21 protein-coding genes are annotated in these 18,873 nt (G+C 69.7%); 16 read left to right on the forward strand and 5 right to left on the reverse strand.

Going from position 1 to position 18,873, the window contains the following annotated elements:
* Positions 1 to 130 precede the first annotated feature (130 nt).
* Positions 131 to 517 (reverse strand): hypothetical protein, encoded by a 387-nt coding sequence (locus L0U85_RS18955; RefSeq protein ID WP_241379325.1) that lies wholly within the window; start codon positions 515 to 517, stop codon positions 131 to 133.
* A 190-nt stretch (positions 518 to 707) separates the two neighbouring features.
* On the opposite strand from L0U85_RS18955, the gene L0U85_RS18960 reads away from it, so the two are divergent.
* Together L0U85_RS18960 and L0U85_RS18965 are read left to right on the forward strand one after the other, a co-directional pair.
* Positions 708 to 2,987: a beta-L-arabinofuranosidase domain-containing protein gene (locus L0U85_RS18960; protein WP_241379326.1), complete on the forward strand. Its 2,280-nt coding sequence runs from the start codon at positions 708 to 710 to the stop codon at positions 2,985 to 2,987.
* Between the two features lie 178 nt (positions 2,988 to 3,165).
* Positions 3,166 to 3,900: a hypothetical protein gene (locus tag L0U85_RS18965; RefSeq protein ID WP_241379327.1), complete on the forward strand. Its 735-nt coding sequence runs from the start codon at positions 3,166 to 3,168 to the stop codon at positions 3,898 to 3,900.
* A gap of 24 nt (positions 3,901 to 3,924) precedes the next feature.
* Here the strand turns inward: L0U85_RS18965 and L0U85_RS18970 are convergent, their stop codons facing one another.
* Positions 3,925 to 4,974 (reverse strand): NAD-dependent epimerase/dehydratase family protein, encoded by a 1,050-nt coding sequence (locus L0U85_RS18970; RefSeq protein WP_241379328.1) that lies wholly within the window; start codon positions 4,972 to 4,974, stop codon positions 3,925 to 3,927.
* A 131-nt stretch (positions 4,975 to 5,105) separates the two neighbouring features.
* On the opposite strand from L0U85_RS18970, the gene L0U85_RS18975 reads away from it, so the two are divergent.
* Both L0U85_RS18975 and L0U85_RS18980 read left to right on the forward strand, forming a co-directional pair.
* Complete coding sequence (locus L0U85_RS18975) at positions 5,106 to 5,813, forward strand: hypothetical protein (RefSeq protein WP_241379329.1); 708 nt, start codon at positions 5,106 to 5,108, stop codon at positions 5,811 to 5,813.
* A gap of 32 nt (positions 5,814 to 5,845) precedes the next feature.
* On the forward strand, positions 5,846 to 6,550 hold the full coding sequence (locus L0U85_RS18980; RefSeq protein WP_241379330.1) for an endonuclease V: 705 nt from the start codon (positions 5,846 to 5,848) through the stop codon (positions 6,548 to 6,550).
* A gap of 55 nt (positions 6,551 to 6,605) precedes the next feature.
* On the opposite strand, the gene L0U85_RS18985 is transcribed toward L0U85_RS18980, so the two are convergent.
* Positions 6,606 to 7,265, reverse strand: a complete 660-nt coding sequence (locus L0U85_RS18985) for an MOSC domain-containing protein (protein ID WP_241379331.1) — start codon at positions 7,263 to 7,265, stop codon at positions 6,606 to 6,608.
* Between the two features lie 86 nt (positions 7,266 to 7,351).
* On the opposite strand from L0U85_RS18985, the gene recO reads away from it, so the two are divergent.
* The gene (gene recO / locus L0U85_RS18990; RefSeq protein ID WP_241379332.1) at positions 7,352 to 8,098 is read left to right on the forward strand and encodes a DNA repair protein RecO; all 747 of its coding nucleotides are present in this window, start codon (positions 7,352 to 7,354) and stop codon (positions 8,096 to 8,098) included.
* Positions 8,099 to 8,130: 32 nt separating this feature from the next.
* On the forward strand, positions 8,131 to 8,913 hold the full coding sequence (locus tag L0U85_RS18995; protein ID WP_241379333.1) for an isoprenyl transferase: 783 nt from the start codon (positions 8,131 to 8,133) through the stop codon (positions 8,911 to 8,913).
* On the opposite strand, the gene L0U85_RS19000 is transcribed toward L0U85_RS18995, so the two are convergent.
* Positions 8,906 to 9,763, reverse strand: coding sequence for an ion transporter (locus tag L0U85_RS19000; protein ID WP_241379334.1), 858 nt, complete (start codon positions 9,761 to 9,763; stop codon positions 8,906 to 8,908). The two genes, L0U85_RS18995 and L0U85_RS19000, sit on opposite strands and share 8 nt — an antisense overlap.
* A gap of 82 nt (positions 9,764 to 9,845) precedes the next feature.
* Between L0U85_RS19000 and L0U85_RS19005 the strand changes: the two genes are divergently transcribed.
* The 9 genes from L0U85_RS19005 to L0U85_RS19045 all read left to right on the forward strand — a co-directional run bounded on the left by L0U85_RS19005 (position 9,846) and on the right by L0U85_RS19045 (position 16,305).
* Positions 9,846 to 10,853, forward strand: a complete 1,008-nt coding sequence (locus L0U85_RS19005; protein WP_241379335.1) for a permease — start codon at positions 9,846 to 9,848, stop codon at positions 10,851 to 10,853.
* Positions 10,850 to 11,566, forward strand: coding sequence for a TIGR03943 family protein (locus L0U85_RS19010; RefSeq protein ID WP_241379336.1), 717 nt, complete (start codon positions 10,850 to 10,852; stop codon positions 11,564 to 11,566). The genes L0U85_RS19005 and L0U85_RS19010 overlap by 4 nt, the downstream gene beginning before the upstream one ends.
* Positions 11,567 to 11,654: 88 nt before the next feature.
* Complete coding sequence (locus L0U85_RS19015) at positions 11,655 to 12,692, forward strand: zinc ABC transporter substrate-binding protein (protein ID WP_241379337.1); 1,038 nt, start codon at positions 11,655 to 11,657, stop codon at positions 12,690 to 12,692.
* 14 nt (positions 12,693 to 12,706) lie between these two features.
* Positions 12,707 to 13,468, forward strand: coding sequence for a metal ABC transporter ATP-binding protein (locus L0U85_RS19020; protein ID WP_241379338.1), 762 nt, complete (start codon positions 12,707 to 12,709; stop codon positions 13,466 to 13,468).
* Entirely contained in the window at positions 13,465 to 14,355 is an 891-nt protein-coding gene (locus L0U85_RS19025; protein WP_241379339.1) for a metal ABC transporter permease, read from the forward strand. The genes L0U85_RS19020 and L0U85_RS19025 overlap by 4 nt, the downstream gene beginning before the upstream one ends.
* Before the next feature lie 113 nt (positions 14,356 to 14,468).
* The gene (locus L0U85_RS19030) at positions 14,469 to 14,735 is read left to right on the forward strand and encodes a metalloregulator ArsR/SmtB family transcription factor (protein WP_277606063.1); all 267 of its coding nucleotides are present in this window, start codon (positions 14,469 to 14,471) and stop codon (positions 14,733 to 14,735) included.
* A gap of 88 nt (positions 14,736 to 14,823) precedes the next feature.
* Positions 14,824 to 15,207 carry a transcriptional repressor gene (locus tag L0U85_RS19035; RefSeq protein ID WP_241379345.1) on the forward strand — a complete coding sequence of 128 codons (384 nt, stop codon included), beginning with the start codon at positions 14,824 to 14,826 and terminating at the stop codon, positions 15,205 to 15,207.
* 10 nt (positions 15,208 to 15,217) lie between these two features.
* Positions 15,218 to 15,577, forward strand: coding sequence for an antibiotic biosynthesis monooxygenase (locus tag L0U85_RS19040; protein WP_241379341.1), 360 nt, complete (start codon positions 15,218 to 15,220; stop codon positions 15,575 to 15,577).
* Positions 15,574 to 16,305 (forward strand): hypothetical protein, encoded by a 732-nt coding sequence (locus L0U85_RS19045; protein WP_241379342.1) that lies wholly within the window; start codon positions 15,574 to 15,576, stop codon positions 16,303 to 16,305. The genes L0U85_RS19040 and L0U85_RS19045 overlap by 4 nt, the downstream gene beginning before the upstream one ends.
* On the opposite strand, the gene L0U85_RS19050 is transcribed toward L0U85_RS19045, so the two are convergent.
* Positions 16,302 to 17,576 (reverse strand): hypothetical protein, encoded by a 1,275-nt coding sequence (locus L0U85_RS19050; protein WP_241379343.1) that lies wholly within the window; start codon positions 17,574 to 17,576, stop codon positions 16,302 to 16,304. The two genes, L0U85_RS19045 and L0U85_RS19050, sit on opposite strands and share 4 nt — an antisense overlap.
* Positions 17,577 to 17,701: 125 nt before the next feature.
* On the opposite strand from L0U85_RS19050, the gene L0U85_RS19055 reads away from it, so the two are divergent.
* A partial coding sequence (locus L0U85_RS19055) for an HSP90 family protein (protein ID WP_241379344.1) occupies positions 17,702 to 18,873 on the forward strand: 1,172 nt, incomplete at its 3' end.

Raw genomic sequence — 18,873 nt, forward strand, 5'->3', positions numbered from 1 at the left:
AGGCCCGCCTATCCACTCACGCCTTCGTCGCTGCCGCCCTTGGCGCAGATCGACCACCCACGTGAGAGTGGCCGCCCCCGAACAAGGGCCATTTCCGGCCTCCCCAGGCGCACCACCGGATGCCGACTCGTCACCGGTCGCACCAGGCTGCTGAGGATGGGAAGAGCATGAGGACGATCAGGGTCAGGTTGATCGCGATCGGCAGGTAAGGCGAGGTTTCTCCGGCGATGGCGGCGATCAAAGTGGTCGCCGAGCGGAAGATGCAAAGGCCGATGACGGTCGAGCGCGCCCAGCGTTGGTGGAACTGGATCGCAAGCCCTAGGGCGGCGTTCACCAGGTCGGCGAACATCAGCGAGAACAGGAGGATCTCGGTGAACGGGTTCGAGTCGCCTCGGTCGGTGTAGGCGATCCAGTCCCCGCCGGACTCGACCAGGCCGACGGCCGCTGAGATCCACAGGACCGCTACGGCGGCCAGGATCGGGAAGGGGATGCCTCGAAGGAGGAGGCCGTGCATCACTACTCGCTTCCGTTTCCAGGAGTGTTGCCGCCCAGAGTAGTGAGCGCGCCGGGCGGCATTCCGGCAGAGGCCACCTGGCACGTGGCGGACCGGTCGCCGCGGAGGAGTGCGGCGGCGCCGATCGGGTAGTTTGACTCCGCAGATTTATCGATACATGAACCCTCAGTGGGACGACACCTTAGGGACCCCGATGAAAGCCTTTCCTCTCTCCCGCGTCACGCTCCTCGACGGCCCCCTCGCCCGCGCCTCACGCACTGATCTCGACTACGTACTCGCGATGGACCCCGACCGGCTGCTGGCCCCGTTCCTTCGCGGGGCCGGACTCGAACCGCGCGCCGCGAGCTACGGCAACTGGGAGGACAGCGGACTGGACGGGCACATCGGAGGCCACTACCTCTCCGCTCTGGCGCTGCTCGCGGTCGTGACCGGCGAAGCCGAACCTCGGCAGCGGCTCGACCACATGGTCGCCGAGCTCGAACGCGCCCAGGAGGCATTGGGCACCGGCTACGTCGGCGGCGTGCCCGGCGGCGCGGCGCTGTTCGAGCGACTGCGCGTCGGCGGCATCGAGGCGGCCGGCGCGCTCGGTTCGAGCGACCACTGGGTCCCCTGGTACAACCTGCACAAGACCTTCGCCGGCCTCATCGACGCCCACCGCCTGCTCGGCCACCGACAGGCCCTCGCCGTGGTAGTCCAGCTCGCCGACTGGTGGCTGGACATCGCCGAGACCATCGACGACGACGCGTTCGAAGCGATGCTCGACACCGAGTTCGGCGGTATGAACGAGGCGTTCGCAGACCTGGCGGTGCTCACCGGGCGAGGGGACTACGCGGACATGGCGTTGCGCTTCTCCCACCGCGCGATCCTCGAGCCGCTGCTGGAGCGGCGCGACGCCCTGACCGGCCGCCATGCGAACACGCAGATCCCGAAGGCAGTCGGCTACGCCGCCACCGCCGCCGTCCGCGGCGATGCCGAGCTCCGAGAGGCGGCCCGGTTCTTCTGGCGCGAGGTCGTCGAGAAACGCACGGTCGCCGTCGGCGGCAACAGCGTCCGCGAGCACTTCCACGCCGTGGACGACTTCTCTACGATGATCGAGGACCGCGAAGGCCCTGAAACCTGCAACACCTACAACATGCTCAAACTGACCAAGGCGCTCGCCGAGGCCTCGTTCGAACCGGCCCACCTCGACTTCGCCGAGCGCGCGATCCTCAACCACCAGCTGCCTTCCCAGCACCCCGAGCGAGGCGGCTTCGTCTACTTCACCCCGATGCGGCCGCGCCACTACCGGGTCTACTCGCAGCCGGACCTCGGCATGTGGTGCTGCGTCGGAACCGGCATCGAGGCGCAGGCGAAGTACGGCGAGTGGGTCTTCGGCGAGCACGAGGGCGCATTGGCCGTCAACCTGTTCGTCCCGGCGCTGCTCGACGCCCCGGAGTTCGGCGGCCGGTTCCGGCTGGAGACGGCGTTTCCGGCCGGCGAGCATGTGCGACTCACCTGTGAGTTGGACGAACCGCGCACGTTCGAACTCCGCCTGCGCGTCCCGGGCTGGACCGACGGCCTGGTCGACCTGGCGGTCAACGGCGAGGCGGCGCCCGCCGAACCGGTGCCGGGCGCGGTCCTCATCGAACGGACCTGGCAGCCCGGCGATGTGGTCAGCTTCCGCCTCCCGCTGCGGCTCTCCGCCGAACGGCTGCCCGACGGCTCACCGTGGCAGGCGTACTTCGCCGGGCCGGTGCTCCTCGCAGCACGCGACGGGGACCAGAATCTGACCGGCCTCCGAGCCGACGACAGCCGGATGGGCCACGTCGCCCGCGGAGCGCTGCTCGGTTTCGCCGACGTGCCGGTCGTCGCGGACCTCGACCCGGACCAGGTCTTCACCCAAGAAGCGCCGCTTCGCTTCCGGCTCGCCACCGCCGATCCGGTCGACGAGGTGGAACTGGTCCCGTTCTACGAGGTACACGACCGCCGCTACACGATCTACTGGCCGGTCGCCTCCGCGTCGCAAGTGGGCGAGCGCCGGGCGGCGCTCGCCGCCGCCGACCGCGATGCCCTCTCGCTCGACGCCATGACGGTCGACGAGGTCGCCTTCGGCGAGCAGCAGCCCGAAAGCGACCACGGCTATCGGGGCGAGGCCACTGAGGTCACGGTCGACGCAGAAGGGCGCCGCGCCCGGCGGACCACGGCGGCAATGTCCGTCACCCTCAAAGACTCCGAGCACCAAGGCCACGTCCTCCGCGTCGGCTACCGCCTGTCGGGCGGTCCCGCCGCAGTCGCGGTACGGCTGGGCGGTGTGCTGCTCGCGGAAGAGCACTGGGAGGACGGCCAAGAGAGCTTCGATCACGACTACAGCCTCCTCGGCCAGCTCACGACCGAGCCGCGCGCCGACGAACTCGAACTCGAGTTCACCGCACCGGACGGCCGGAAGACGCCCGGCATCACGACCGTGCGCCTGATCCGTTGGACGGCACCGTAGGAACTCCAACGGTCGTCGCGGCCGGTCAGTCCTGTCCTGTCGCGACGAGGTCCGGATGACCGGCGTCACCGCCGCCTGGTTACGTCCAGCCGTGAGCTCGAGCGAGCGTTGACCGCTGGCGGGATCGGCGAGGACTTCGTACGATGGTGCCAGCCCGACAACGATTACGGAGAAAACCATGGCCTATGCACAGCCGCCGCAGTACCCGCAGCAACCGATGCCGCCACAAGGTCCTAAGCAGCGCCCGGTGAGCGTCACGGTCGTGGTGTGGACGATGTACCTCACCGCCGCGGCCCTGATCGCCACCGCGATCGGCCTGTTCTCCGTGAGGGGCGTCGTGGAGGACGAGCTCGTCCGCGAGCTCCAGTCCGATCCCGATCTCGCCGGGGCCGATATGGACATGATCAACGGCATCGTGACGTTCACCTTCGTCGCCATCGCCGCGATCTACATCGTCTTCGCAGTCTTCTACGTGCTCCTGGGCGCCCTCGACAACGCCGGCAAGCGCCCGGCGCGGATCCTCAGCTGGATTCTCGCCGGCATCGCGCTGGCGTGCTGCGGACTCGGCGGTCTCATCGGCCAGGTGGGATCGACGACATACTCGGTCAACGACACCCAGTACAACGACGAACTGACGCAGGCGGTCGAGGAAGCCACGCCAGCATGGGTCACCACAATGGAGTGGATTTCGCTCCTGCTGTTCATCGTCGGGTCGCTGCTCATCATCATCCTGCTCGCGGTGCCCTCCTCGAACGAGTTCTTCCGCAAGGAGGAGCCTCCGCAGCAGTACCCGGGCCAGCCGCCTTACGGCCAGCAACCGCCCTACGGCCAGCAACCGCCTTACGGCCAGCAGCCGCCCTACGGCGGCCAGCAGCCGCCGAACCCCGGCCAGCCTCCCTACCCGAGCCAGTAACCGGCTCCGACCACGGCCCCGCCCTCAGGCGGGGCCGTCGGTCTTCTCCAGCCCAGGAACCGTGAATCGGCGCTCGAGGTCGTGCCAGGCGCCGAGCACGGCGCCCTCCTTCTCCCGCGACATCCCGGCGACCAGCTTCGGCGTCTCGGCGTTGGCGCTCCACCATCGCTGGACGGTCTCGGCCAGAGGGGACGGGCGCAGCCCGGCCGCGACGGCGGGGGCGGACGGGCGCGAGAGCATGCCGTCGTAGTCGGGCTCGGGCACCCAGAGCCCCAGCGAGTCCGGACCCGTCCAGGGGTTGACGCCGTGCTCGGTGAGGAATTCCTGCGGCACCCATACGAAGTCGGGGCGCTCCTCGAGGACCTCCTGGTCGATGAGGGCGTCGGTGATCTGGTGGAGGAGCGACTCCATCGGGGACGGCTCGGCGATCGCGTCGTAGGTCCCGGTCACGCCCCGCTCCGCGGCGTCGAGGATCCACGACGCGAGGTTCTCCACGTCGACCCATTGGACGAGCCGCTCCGGGCGGCCCGGGGCGAGCACCTCGCCGCCTTCGGCGATGCGCAGTGGCCAGTAGCCGAGGCGGTCCACGTTGTCGCCGGCGCCGACGATGAGACCCGGACGCGGGATGAACGCCTTGTCGCCCAAGCGCGCGCGGACGAGCTCCTCGCAGGCGACCTTGCTGCTGCCGTAGAGCTCCAGCGCCGAGTCGTCGGAGTCCGGATCGGTCGGTTCCAGCACCTCGGACCCGGTGCGAGAGTGGTCGGCGTAGACCGAGATCGAGGAGACGAACGTCCAATGCCCCGCGCCGTCGGCCAGGGCGTCGAGCACTCGACCCACCTGCCCGGGGACCCGGGCCACGTCGACGATGCCGTCGAATGACCGCCCTCGGAGCGGCTCGACGCCTTCGGCGCTCGACCGGTCGACGCGAAGGAACTCGACGTCCCCCGGCGGTTCGCCGCTCTCGCCGCGGGCGGCGACGGTGACGTCGTGGCCGCGATCGGCGGCCTGCTTGGCGATCTCTTTGGACAGGTACACGGTGCCGCCGAGGACGAGCGTGCTTCGTCGCTGAGTCATTCCCCGATGATCGGCTCGGCCGCTGTGGAAGGCAAGGAGTTTCACCGACAGCAAACACTTCTGCGCGGACTCGGGGGTGCGGATCGGTTTGGGGCGCAATATCGTGAAGGTCTACAGCGATGGAGGCCGCCATGAGCGACGGATACGGCGAGTTCGACGACGATGTCGACTATGGCGAGAGGATCGACGACGCCCGCAACGTGAACGATGCCGACGGCGCCCGGTACGCGGACACCACCGGCGACGGCCGCGCCGACGTCGGCGGCATCGACACGAACGGCGACGGCCTGTTCGACACCTACGAGGCCGACACGACCGGGGACGGACGGATCGACCACTTCCAGGTCGACCTGAGCGGCGACGGCTCGCACGACACCTCGGCGCGCGACATCACCGGGGACGGACGGATCGACTACGTCCGGACCGACACGACCGGCGACGGGTACCTGGACACGGTCATGGCCGACACGACCGGGGACGGACGGCCGGACGTGACCATGGCGAACACGACCGGCGACGGGGTCCTCAACGAGATCACCGTCGACGGACACACCGCCGACATCGACGACGACGGCGTGCTCGTAGCAGAGGAGGACCAAAGCGGCGACGGGAACATCGACGCCCTGGCCTACGACATTGACGGCGACGGCGAGGCCGAGTACCTCCGCTACGACACCGACGGCGACGGCCGCTTCGAGACGCAGGTCGTCGACCGCGACGGCGACGGGTTGAACCCAGACGCGGTGTTCGTCCACAACGATGCCGAAGCCGACTACATCGACGAGGTCCGATTCGGCCGCGACGACGAGGACGAGCCACCCTCCGCGCGGCTGCACTGAGCCGCGTTTCCGCGTTTCGTTACCCTTGCGACGTGAGTGCTGACGAACACCGCGACCCCGCCAAGCGGTATGCCCGACCACCGGCCGACGAGGTCGAGGCGGTGGCGATGCAGACCGAGTTGGCCAGTTGCGTCGTCGTCGCCGACCAGGCCCGCACCGTTGAAACGGTCGCGGGCCTCGACATCGCCTACGACAAGACCGGAGAGGACGTGGTCGCGACGGCGGTCGTGCTGCGCCGCGGCGACTTGAAAGTGCTCGACCAGTCGGTGGTGCGGGGCCGCGCCGAGTTCCCCTACGTTCCCGGCCTGCTGGCCTTCCGCGAACTGCCGATGCTGCTCAGGGCGGTCGAGGCGCTGAGCGTCGCCCCGGACGTGTTCGTCTGCGACGGCTATGGACTCACCCACCCCCGGCGGTTCGGCCTCGCCTGCCACCTCGGCGTCGTCCTCGACATGCCCTCGATCGGGGTGGCGAAGAACCCGCCGCACGTCCCGGTCTCCGAACCCGGTGCCCGACGCGGCGAGTGGACGCCGATCCACGGCGGCGAGGAGGTCATCGGCTGCGCGCTGCGCACCCGGGACGGCGTCAAGCCGATCTACGTCTCGGTCGGCCACCGCAGCACCCTCGACACCGCCCGCGAACTCGTACTCGATCTCGCCCCCCACTACCGCCTCCCCGAGCCGATCCGCGCCGCCGACCGCCTTGGACGCCAGCGCCTCGCCACCACGGGCGCCGAGTAGCGCCTGCCATACCGGCGTGACGGTTCCGCCCCGCAGGGTCGCCCGGGGCCGCGCGCTATCGCCACTCGTCGTAGCGGGCGCGGAGGTGGGCCGCTTCGGACTCGGCGAGGGACTGCGCCTCCAAGACCTTCGGGATCAGGTCCCGTTCGCCCATAGCGGCGCGGAAGAACAACTCGACCGTCACGTCGTGGTCCGGGCGGTCGATCACCTCGAGCTCGTCGCCCTCGGCGACCGCGCCGGGAGCGACGACGCTCAGGTAAGCGCCCGATCGGGCCTCGTTCGTGAAGGTCTTCAGCCAGCCCTTCTCACCGATCCAGCCGCGGAACGTCCCGCACGGGATCCTCGGGCACGTCACCTCCATGACCAGGCCGCTCGCGGCCTTCCATCGCTCGCCGATCCTGGCCCCGCCCAGATCGTGGCCGACGGTGGTGAGGTTCTCGCCGAACGCGCCCGCGTGCAGATCGCGCCCCAGCATCGCCGCGAAATGGTCGTAGTCCTCGCGACTGTAGGCGTACACCGCCTGGGTGGTCCCGCCGTGGTGCCGCCTGTCGCCGACCCTGTCGCCCGCCAGACCCACGCCGCCGTCGCCCTTCGGACCCGGCGCGGTCACCGCGACCGGCCCTTCCACGGGCCGCTTGTCGATGCCGGTGAACTCCACTCCCTCCTTCCACTCGTTGGGTCTAGGCTTGCCGACGTTGACGGAGAGAATGCGCATGCGCGAAGCGTAGCGGGATACGCCCGCGCGGCCCAATCCGATTTCGCGGCGGTCGGAGCGTCGGCGGCCCGGGTTAGGCTAGCGGTGTGGGTGTCAGTACCAGGAGACTCTTTCGCGACGACGCGGTGGTGCTGCGCACCTACAAACTCGGCGAGGCCGACTCGATCGTCTCCGTGCTGGGCCGCCGCACCGGCCGCTTCCGCGCCGTGGCCAAGGGCCTGCGACGCACCTCCTCGAAGTTCGGCGCCCGCCTGGCCCCGTTCGGCCACGTCGACCTCCAGCTCATCGAGGGACGCGGCGAGCTCCACACCGTCTCCCAGGCCGTCGGCATGCACTTGTCCGGCGGCGCCATCAGCGCCGACTGGCCGACCTACACCGCGGCGTGCGTCATCGCCGAGGCCGCCGAACGGCTCGTCCCCGAGGACCACCAGCCCGATGTGGACGTCTTCCAGCTGACGCTGGGGGCGTTCCGGGCTCTCGCCGAGACCGACCTGCCGGCCCTGCTCATCATGGACTCCTACCTGCTGCGCGGCATGAAGACCGCCGGCTGGGCCCCGTCGCTGAACGAGTGCGCCAGTTGCGGCAGGGACGGCGACCACCGGGCCTTCGCCGTCGCCGCCGGCGGCGCGGTCTGCCGCGACTGCCGTCCCGGAGGCGCCTCAGTCCCGGCCCCGGCGTCGATGGACCTCATGCGGGCTCTCGAGGCGGGGGACTGGAAGCACGCGGTGTCCGCCGACAACCGCGAGCGGGCCGAGGCAGCCGGGCTCATCGCCGCGCACTTCCAGTGGCACTCCGAGCGTCCCTTGCGAACCCTGAAGTACGTGCCGCACTAGGATCGAGTCCCGCCAGCAGACTTGGAGGACCCGTGAGCCGCACCTATGACCCGCCGAAGCCGCACCCGTCGGGCGCGACCCCGCCCGACCTGCCGCGCGAGCTGATCCCGAAGCACGTCGCGCTGGTCATGGACGGCAACGGGCGGTGGGCCAAGCAGCGGGGCCTCAAGCGCACCGAAGGCCACGAACGCGGCGAGTCGTCCCTGTTCGACACGATCGAGGGCGCCATCGAGATGGGCATCGACACGCTCTCGGCCTACGCCTTCTCCACCGAGAACTGGCGGCGCAGCCCCGACGAGGTCCGCTGGCTCATGGGATTCAACCGTGACGTCATCCACCGCCGCCGCGACGAGCTGCACGCTATGGGTGTGCGCATCCGCTGGGCCGGGCGCCGACCGAAGCTGTGGAAGAGCGTCATTCAGGAACTCCAGGTGGCCGAGGAGATGTCGAGTCGCAACGACAAGATCACGCTCCAGTTCTGCGTGAACTACGGCGGACGGGCCGAGATCGCCGACGCGGCGGCGGCGCTGGCCCGCGACGTCAAGGCCGGGAAGGTGAACCCCGATCGGATCACCGAGAAGACCTTCGGACGTTACCTCTACAACCCCGACCTGCCCGATGTGGACCTGTTCCTGCGGCCCTCCGGCGAGCAGCGGACGTCGAACTTCCTGCCGTGGCAGTCGGCCTACGCCGAGCTCGTCTACATGGACGTCCTGTGGCCCGACTTCGACCGCCGTCACCTGTGGCACGCCTGCGAGGTCTACGCGAGCCGCGACCGCCGCTTCGGGGGCGCCGAGCCGAATCCGGTCACCTGAACGGCGTGAACTCCCTGGCTTCGGCCCGGTCCGCCGCCAACTGGTTCACAGTGGATTGCAGTTTGTCGATGCGTTCCAGCAGCAGCGCCGTGTCGGCCGAGACCTGGCCGTCCTCGTCGTCCAATCGCTGCGCCTCCTCCATCGACGCGAGTACTACTCCGATGAGGACGTTCATCAGCAGGAACGCCCCGAACAGGATGTAGACCACGAAGTACGGCAAGGTCCAGAGGTTCTGCGCCATGGCACCGTTGAGGGTCGACCCCAGGTCGTCGAAGGTGATCAGCTGGAACAGCACCAGCAGCGTCGTCCCCATGGTCGCGAAGCGTTCCGGATCGTCCTCGCTGAACGCGATCCATCCGATCATCGCCCACAGGTACATGCCCACGCCAGTGAGCGCGAACACCCCCGCGGACTTCGGGATCGCCTTGCCCATCGCCACCAGGATCACCTGGAGGCTGGGCATCGACCTCACGATCCGCAGCACTCGCGCCAGGCGCAGCAGCCGCAGGATCGTCACGTTCTCCCGAAGCCCCGGCAGGAACGAGGCGACCACGATCACGAAGTCGAACACGTTCCAGCCGTGTCGGAAGTAGCGCCACGGCTTCGCTCCGAAGGAGACCAGTCCGACCACGACCTCGAACGCGAAGAACGCCAAGCACACGTGGTCGATCCAGGTCAGAGTCGGCCCGATCGCCCGCTGAGCCGTCGGAAACGTCATAGTGCCGAGCACCGCGCCGTTGAGCACGATCACCGACATCGACAGCAGCTGGAACCGCTTGTCGGCCAGCAGGGACCGGCACAGTTCGGGTAGTCGCTTCGGGTCCTGGGTGAGGGTTGGAGGAACTTGCACCGCATAAGGGTAGTCAGTGCCGGCTCGCCCGATTGGGAGAGGTAGGCACCGCGCCCGGGCCGCGATACCGCAGAATGGTGCTGTGAGCCAAGACGTCGCCGAGCACGACGACACCACCGACCGAGCGCCCGCGCGCCGGAGCAGCCGCGGACTGACCTCCATCGAGGCCCTCGCGCTGCTCCTCGTCTTCGGGCTCACCGCGCGCCCCGGACTCGCCGCGCTGTTTGCGAACGAACTCGCGCAAGCCTGGGTCGCCCGCTTCGTCGCCGTCATGGTCCAGGCCACCCCGTTCCTCGTCGGCGGTACCGTCCTGTCCGCCGCGATAGCCGCGTTCGTCCCCGCCGACTTCTTCAGCCGCGCGGTCCCCAAGCGCACCGCGCTCGCCGTGCCCGTCGCCGGGCTGTCCGGCGCGGTCCTGCCCGGCTGCGAATGCGCCTCGGTGCCGGTCGCGGGCGCACTGGTGCGCCGCGGCGTGGCCCCGGCCGCCGCCTTCACATTCATGCTCGCCTCCCCGGCGATCAACCCGGTCGTGGTCGTCTCGACCTTCGTGGCCTTCCCCGGCCAGCCCGAGATGGTCGCAGCCCGCTTCACCGCCTCCCTCTGCGCCGCGATCGCCATCGGCTGGCTCTGGGCGAAGCTCGGCCGGACCGAGTGGCTGCGCCTGCCCGCGCACCGTCACCACGAGGACGGCAAGTGGGCGGCGTTCTGGTCCGGCGTCCGTCACGACTTCATCCAGGCCGGCGGCTACCTCGTCATCGGCGCGGCCATCGCCGCGACGCTCAACACCCTCGTGCCCGAGACGTGGCTGGCCGTCGTCGCCGACGACCCCGTCCTCGGCGTCCTGGCCCTGGCCGTGCTGGCGGTGCTGGTGTCGATCTGCTCCGAGTCGGACGCGTTCGTCGCCGCCTCGCTGACCCAGTTCTCGCCCACCGCGAAGCTGGCGTTCATGGTGGTCGGACCCTTCGTCGACATCAAGCTCGCCGCGATGCACGCGGGCACTTTCGGCCGCGGTTTCGCAGCCCGCTTCACGCCCGCCGTGTTCGCCGTCGCGCTCTGCGCGGCCGTTGTGATGGGAGTGGTCTGGCTTTGAGACGCGATGCGCAGGCGGTGGTCCTGCTTCTCCTCGGCGGCGGCCTCATCCGCCTCGTCGTCACAGGCGACTACCTCAACTACGTCAAGCCCTACGCGTTCTGGCTGGTGCTCCCGGCCGGGATCATCCTCGTCGCGGTTGCCGCGGTCACCTCGTGGGAGTCCTGGAAGGGCCGCGGGGAAGCGCACGGCGAGTGCCATCCCGACGGCCATGACCGCCCGAAGGTGGCCTGGCTGCTGCTCGCACCGGTGGTCGGCATGCTGCTGGTCGCCCCCGACGCGCTGGGCTCGTTCGAGGCCCAGCGCACCGGCACCGCCGTCGGCGCCGAGGAGAACCGCTCGACCTACCCCGAGCTGCCCGACGACGTCGACCCCGTGCCGCTGACCCTCCTCGACTACGCCGCTCGAGCCGTCTTCGACGAGGGCCGCACCCTCGAAGGCCACCGGATCCAACTGCGCGGCTTCATCCTCTACAACGGCGACGAGCCGCAGCTGGCGCGCATGATCGTCGCCTGCTGCGCCGCCGACGCCCGCCCGGTCAAGATCGGCTTCGACGGCGGAGCCCCGGCCGACCTGGAGCCCGACCAGTGGGTCGAGGTCGTCGGCGTCTACTCGCCCGAGCAGGGCCGCGACGAGATCAACGGCGAGCTCGTCCCGTACATCGAGGTGGAGTCGGTCACCAATATCTCCTCGCCCGACAACGAGTACCAGTGACGTAACCACAGCTCATGGCCGGTTTCTCGGCGATCGGAATTCATATTAGCTGTTGACAATGATTGTCATGACAAGGCAGGCTTCCCTCATGCGCCGAACATTGCTCACTGTGCCCGTCGCCGGCCTGTTCGCGGCGACCGCCCTCGCCGCCTGCGGCAGCGACTCCTCCTCCGCCGACGATGGCTCGATCGACATCGTCGCTGGCTTCTACCCGCTGGCCTTCGCCGCCGAGCAGGTAGGAGGCGACCACGTCGACGTCGCCAACCTGACCCCCGCCGGCCAGGAACCCCACGACCTCGAACTCGCCCCCAGCGACATCGCCGCCATCGAGGAGGCGGACTACGTCATCTACCTGGAGGGCTTCATCCCCGAACTCGACGCCGCCATCGCCGAGTACGCCTCCGACAAGGCCCTCGAAGTCGGCGCCACGGTCGACCTCCTCGGTTACGACGACACCGAAGCCCTCGAGGATGAGCATGCCGAGGATGAGCATGCCGAAGACGAGCATGCCGAAGACGAGCACGCTGAGGACGAGCACGCTGAGGACGAGCACGCCGAAGACGAGGGCGAAGAGGGCCACGACCACGACGAGGGACTCGAAGGCAACGACCCCCACCTGTGGCTCGACCCGATCCGCTACGCCCAGATCGGCGAGGCCATCGCCGACGGCCTGTCCGGGCTCGACGAGGCGAACGCCGACGACTACGCCGCCGGCGCCGACGACCTCACCGCCGAGCTCGAGAACCTCGACCAGGAATTCACCGAGGGCCTTGCGAACCGCACCTCCGACGACATCGTCACCTCCCACGCCGCCTTCGGATACCTCGCCGACCGCTACGACCTCCACCAGGTCGCCATCTCCGGCCTGAGTCCCGACCAGGAGCCGTCCTCCCAGCGCATGGCCGAGATCGCCGCGTTCATCGAAGAGCACGGCGTCAGCACGATCTTCTTCGAGACTCTCGTCTCCTCCGACATCGCCGACACCATCGCCGCCGAGACCGGCGCCCGGACCGCCGTCCTCAACCCCATCGAGGGCCTGACCGACGACGACGGCGACGACGCCGACTACTTCAGCATCATGCGCGAGAACCTGGGCACGTTGCAGGAGGCGCTCGGCGCCGCCTGAGCGACAATGATCAAATGCCCGTCATAGCAACCCGCGGCGCGACCGTCTCCTACGGCGGTCGCGCCGTCGTACGCGAAGTCGACCTCGAAGTCGCACCCGGCGAAGCCGTCGCCCTCATGGGCGCCAACGGATCCGGCAAGTCGACGCTCGTCAAGGCCATCGTCGGGCTCGTGCCGCTCGCCGCCGGAGAAATCGAGCTGTTCGGCACCTCGCGGCGGCGCTTCCGCGCTTGGAAGCGCGTCGGCTACGTGCCCCAACGCACCGGCGCCGCCTCCGGCGTCCCCGCCACCGCCGCCGAAGTCGTCGCCCAAGGCCGCCTCGCCCACCGATTCCTCGGCCTGCCGCAGCGCAGGACCGACCGCCACGCCGTGGCGCGCAGCCTCGCCGAAGTCGGCCTCGGCGACCACGCCCACTGCGCGGTCGACACGCTCTCGGGCGGCCAGCAGCAGCGCGTCCTCATCGCCCGCGCCCTCGCCACCGAGCCCGAAGTGCTCATCATGGACGAGCCCACCGTCGGCGTCGACGCAGAGACTCAGGCCGCGCTCGCCAAGGTCGTCGCCGACCGCATCGAGGCCGGCTGCGCCGTCCTCCTGGTCACCCACGAACTCGGCCCGCTCACCGACCGGCTCGACCGCGCCGTCGTCCTCGCAGACGGCCGCGTCGTCCACGACGGCGCGCCGCCGCGCCCCATCGGCGAACACGCCGACCCTCGCCACGAGCACTCCCACCCGCATGCCAATGGCGAGTCCACCGACGACTTCTGGGGCGGAAAATGAGCCTCGACCTGTCCATCCTGAACTACGAGTTCATGCAGCGCGCGCTCATCAGCGCGCTCGTCGTCGGCCTGTGCGCCCCCGCCGTCGGCGTCTTCCTCGTCCAGAAGCGCCTCGCGCTCATCGGCGACGGCCTCGGCCACATCGCCCTCACCGGCGTCGCCATCGGCTTCCTCACCTCCACCACGCCCCTGTGGACGACCCTGGCCACCACCGTCGCCGCCTCCGTAGTCATGGAACTGCTCCGCAGCCACTCCAAGACCTCCGGCGACGTCGCGCTCGCCATGATGTTCTACGGCGGCATCGCCGGCGGTGTCTACCTCACCGGCATCGCCTCGGACAAAGGCGTCGCCAACCTCCAGCAGTACCTGTTCGGTTCCCTGCTCACCGCCGGCTGGTCCGAGGTGTGGACCATCGCCGGGGGCGGGGCCGCCGTCGCCGCCCTCATGCTCGTCCTGCGACCCTGGATGTCCGCGATCTGCTCCGACGAGCAGTACGCCCGCGTCGCAGGGCTCCCCGTCGCCGGGCTCAACCTCATGCTGCTCATGACCACCGCCGTCGTCGTCTCGGTCTCCATGCGGGCCGTCGGTCTCCTGCTGGTCAGCGCCCTGCTGGTCATCCCCGTCGTCACCGTCCAGCAGTTCACCCGCTCCTTCCGCGCCACCATGTACGGCGGCATGGCGGCCGGGTTCCTCATCGCCGGCGCGGGCGTGGTCGCCTCCGCCGTCCAGGACGTCCCGCCCGGCGCCACGATCGTGCTCATCGGCGTCGCCTGCTTCGTCGCGACCGCCGCGGCCGCCTCTTTCGCGCGCCGTGTCAGGCGCACCTGGCGGCGCCACCTGCCGCCCGAAGGCGAACCGCTCGAAGTCGAACTTCCAGCTAAGGGATGAGCGATGAAGTGCGTCGGGCGGCACCTGAGCCGCTCGCGGTGCGCGGGACGCGATATTTTTGCGAGGTGCGCACTGAAGCCGATCTTGCCGAATCCACACCCGCCGACTACGAAATGGCGGGGGAGCTGCTCCGCGCGCTCGCCGCGCCGCTGCGGATCGCGATCGTGATGGAGCTGGCCGAGGGGCCGAAGTACGTCCACCAGATCGTCGAGACCCTCGGTGTCACCCAGCCGCTGGTCTCCCAGCATTTGCGTGTCCTGCGCGGTGCGGGTATCGTGCGCGGGACTCGATCGGGTCGGGAGATCTCTTACGGCCTCACCGACGACCACATCGCCCACATCGTCACCGACGCTGTGAACCACGCGCGCGAAGAGCGGTAACTTGGGAGTCCCGAGTCCGCCACGGACCGGGGACGCCTACCAAGCACAGGAGGAACGCCAAGTGGCAGCCAAGCCGCCGGCCGAGAACATGGCGCGGTCCACCAAGCAGCGGACCGCGATCCTCGAGCTGCTCGAAGCCGACGACGCCTTCCGGAGCGCCCAGGACCTCCACGCGATCCTGCGTGAATCCGGCTCCAAGATCGGGTTGACCACCGTCTACCGCACCCTCCAGGCCTTCGCCGACGCCGACGTCGTCGACGTCATGCGACTGCCGGGCGGCGACCACCTGTACCGGCTGTGCGCCGCCGAGGAGCACCACCACCACCTGGTGTGCCGCAGCTGCGGCAAGACCGTCGAGGTCGCCGGGCCCACCGTCGAGCGCTGGGCGAACAAGGTCGCCTCCGAAGCCGGTTTCACCGACGTCGGACACACGCTCGAACTCCACGGACTCTGCACCGACTGCTCAAAGTAGGCTTGGGACGATGCTCGTTCTGTATCGTTTCTCCGTCACCGAACGCGAAACGGAAGACTTCGCACGCGACGCCGAGGCCGCGCTGGCGGCGCTGGCCTCGTGCGACGGCTACGTGCGCGGCCGACTCGGCCGCGCCGTCGACGAAGACGAGACCTGGCTGCTGCTCACCGAGTGGATCGGCGTCGGCGCCTACCGGCGGGCACTGTCGAACTACCAGGTGAAGATGTCCACCCCGCTGCTGTCCCGGGCACAGCCGGAGGCCTCCGGCTTCGAGGTCCTCGCCGAGTGCGCGCCCGGAGGCGAACCGACAGGGTCCGGCTCGGACCGCTCGGACGACCCCGAGGCCGCCCGCCGGGAGGCCGCGCGATGAGCGACCGCCCCGAGATCCGGCCCGAGCCGGACCGCCCCGAGGAGCCGGTCGAGGCCGGACCGGTCGCGCCACTCCAGATCGCCCCCGAGCCCGGCGCCGCCCCGGTCTTGGGCGAGCCCGAGCAGCCCGCCGAGCCTGAGCATCCGGGCCCGCGGATGACCGAACCCGAATCGGCACGGTCGGAGCCGGCCGAGACCGAGGAGGCCCTCGCGCTGCCGCCGACCACGAGCGTTGAACCGCACCAGAACTCCCAGCCCGACCGGGTGCCGGCGCACGAGGGCTCCCCGGTGCCGTTCGCGGCACCGCCGACCGAGCGCAACCAGAGCCGCTTCGCCGCGAAGCTGGTGATCAGCATCCTCGGCGGCGTCGCGATCGTCGGCACCGTGATCGTCGCGCTGGTCCTGTCCCTGATGACCCTCACTCAGTCCTACATGGAGAAGATCGAGGACACCGCCGAGGCGTTCATGTCCGACCTCTCCGACGAGCAGTGGGACGACGCCTACGGCCGACTGTGCACCGACCTCCAGGACCGCCCGGTCGAGGACTACCTCGACGATTGGCAGGACTGGGAGGCCGACGGTGCGGAGGTCCTCGGCATCCGCGACGAGATGTCCGGAACCTACGTGCGAGTCGAACTCGACGACGGGACCACCGTGGAGCTCCTGATCGCCGTCGAGCAGGGTGAGACGATCGACACGACCGTCTGCGGCTGGGAGCACATCGGCTAGTACCTGGGCGGGAACGGCTGCTGCTGTGGCTGTGGCGCATGGCCGTGCGGTGGCTGCGCTGCGGGCGGTCCCATCGGAACCATCATGATCATCGGCGAGGACGGCCTGCGCGGGGTCCAACGGCGCACCCCCGGCAGGAACATCGTGACGAGCGCGAGCACGATCAGACCGAAGCGCACGTAGTCGAGGATCAGCCATACCGGAAGGGTTCCGGGCGCAACGAACTCGGCCCAGGCGGCCCGGTAGCCCATGGTCAAGTCGTAGACCATGTAAGCGATGGGCAGGATGGCCGTGCTCAACCAGATGACGCCGAAGATCCGGCCTCCCGCTCGTCCCTTCACCAGCAGGATCGCTGTGATCACGCCGCAGACGACCACCACCGGGCCGAAGAGGAGCGGGATGCCGTAGGCCTGCCAGAACCAGGTCAGCTGCAACAGCTCGCTGAGCCTGTACGGGGACCGGCTGTCGGCCGTGTAATTGTGCACCACCTCGAGCACGCCGAAGACCCGCCAGGCCCACAGGGCGGTGAGGAGGCCGAGCACGATCACCGCGAAGGTGGCGGCGCCGGGCCTCGCCACCGGCCGCTCGGGCTGCGGGGCGGCCGGCGTCGGGCCCGCCATGCCGGGCCCCGCCATGCCGGGCGCGCCCGGCATCCCGGGCACCTGCACCTGGCCCCTCTGGGCGCGGTGCATGATGATCCACTGTCGCGCCGACTTCGAGACGAGGAGCCCCAGCAGGGTCCCGTAGAGCACCACGAGGGCGGCGCCGACGATGAGCGTCGCATACGCCGTCTGTACGTAGGAGAGGCTGAGGACCAAGCCGACGCCCGCCAGCGCGAGCCCGAGGATCGTCGAGACGAGCGTCCAGGTCCACGCCCAGCGTTTGCCGCGTGCGATGTGGATCGCACCCATGAGCGACTGGACAGTCGTGTGCAGCGCGAAGCCCAGCGCGATCAGGCTGAAGGGGTTGAAGAAATCGACAAGGCCGATTACCGAGAAGACTGCGCCGGTGAGCCCGAACGCCATGAGGATCCACAGGATCACCCCGATGCCGGTGACCGTGCCGGGTTTGGTCATCGTCATCTGTGGGTGCTGTGGGTGCTGTGGGTGCTGCGGCTGTCCGGGCACGGGCCGGGCGACGGGTGCGCCGACCGGGCCGTAGGCGCCGCTCGGCCCCATCGTGTGCTGCCGGGGCGGGTACGGCGGGTGCCCGGGCTGCTGCGGCGCCGGCGGGTAGCCCTGCGGACGGGGTGGCTGGGGCGGGAACGTCATGGATCTTCCTCATGTCTGCGGGGCGCTCGTGGCGGTCAGACTATCGGACATCGACAAAGGTCTCAGGGGGCGCGCGTTTGCTAGTCTGACTCACGCCGAGAGACCTCCGAGTGAAGCAGGACGCCGTGTCTGACACAACGCCCACCTCCCACACGTTCCAAGTGGACCTGCGCGGGCTGGTGGACCTGCTGTCCCACCATCTGTACTCGTCCCCGAAGGTCTACGTCCGCGAACTGCTGCAGAACGCGGTCGACGCCGTCACCGCACGCCGCGCCTTCGAGCCCGACTCGCCCGGCGACGTCCGGATCGTCACCGACGGCCAGCGCTTGACGATCACCGATCCCGGTGTGGGCCTTACGGTCGCGGAAGTCCACAAGCTGCTGGCGACCATCGGCGGCTCGTCCAAACGCGACGAGGAGATCGAAGGCGCCCGCCGTGACTTCTTGGGCCAGTTCGGGATCGGCCTGCTCGCCTGCTTCACCGTCGCCTCGGTCATCACCGTCACCTCCCGCTCCGCCCGGGAGACGGGCGCAGCGGCCGTGCGCTGGTCGGCCCGTGACGACGGCTCCTACACCGTCACCGAGCTGCCGCCCACCGACAAGCCAGAGCCGGGGACCGTCGTCGAGCTCTACGCCCGCCCCGGCGAGGACTGGCTCTCCCCCCACAAGGTCGTCGAGCTCGCCCGCGAGTACGGCTCGCTCCTGCCGGTCGACATCACCGTGAGCGGCGGCGCCGAGCCCGCGCGCATCACCGACACTCCGCCGCTGTGGGAGCGGGAGTGGCCCTCGCCGACCGCCCGCCGCCTCGCCCTCAACACCTACTGCGAGGACGTCCTCGGGTTCTCCCCGCTCGACGTCATCGACCTCGACGTGCCGCTCGCGGGCATCAAGGGCGCCGCGTTCGTCCTGCCGCACGCCACCTCGCCGTCCGCCCGCCCGGCCCATCGCGTCCACCTCAAGCGGATGCTCCTGACCGACACCGCCGACAACCTGGTCCCCGAATGGGCCTTCTTCGTCCGCTGCGTCGTCGACACCGACGCCCTGCGTCCCACCGCGAGCCGCGAATCGCTCTACGATGACGAGGCCCTCGCCGTCGCCCGCGACGCGGTCGGCGCGCAGATCCGCGACTGGCTCGCCCGGCTGGCCTCGACCGACCCGGCGCGCCTGGAGGCGTTCCTCGCCGTCCACGAGCTCGGCGTCAAGGCGCTCGCCCGCCACGACTCCGATCTGCTGGGTGCGATGCTGCCGTGGCTGCGCTTCGAGACCACCGACGGCGCCTCCAACCTCATCGACTTCGC

The sequence above is a fragment of the Glycomyces sp. L485 genome, from assembly GCF_022548875.1.
GTDB lineage: Bacteria > Actinomycetota > Actinomycetes > Mycobacteriales > Micromonosporaceae > Glycomyces.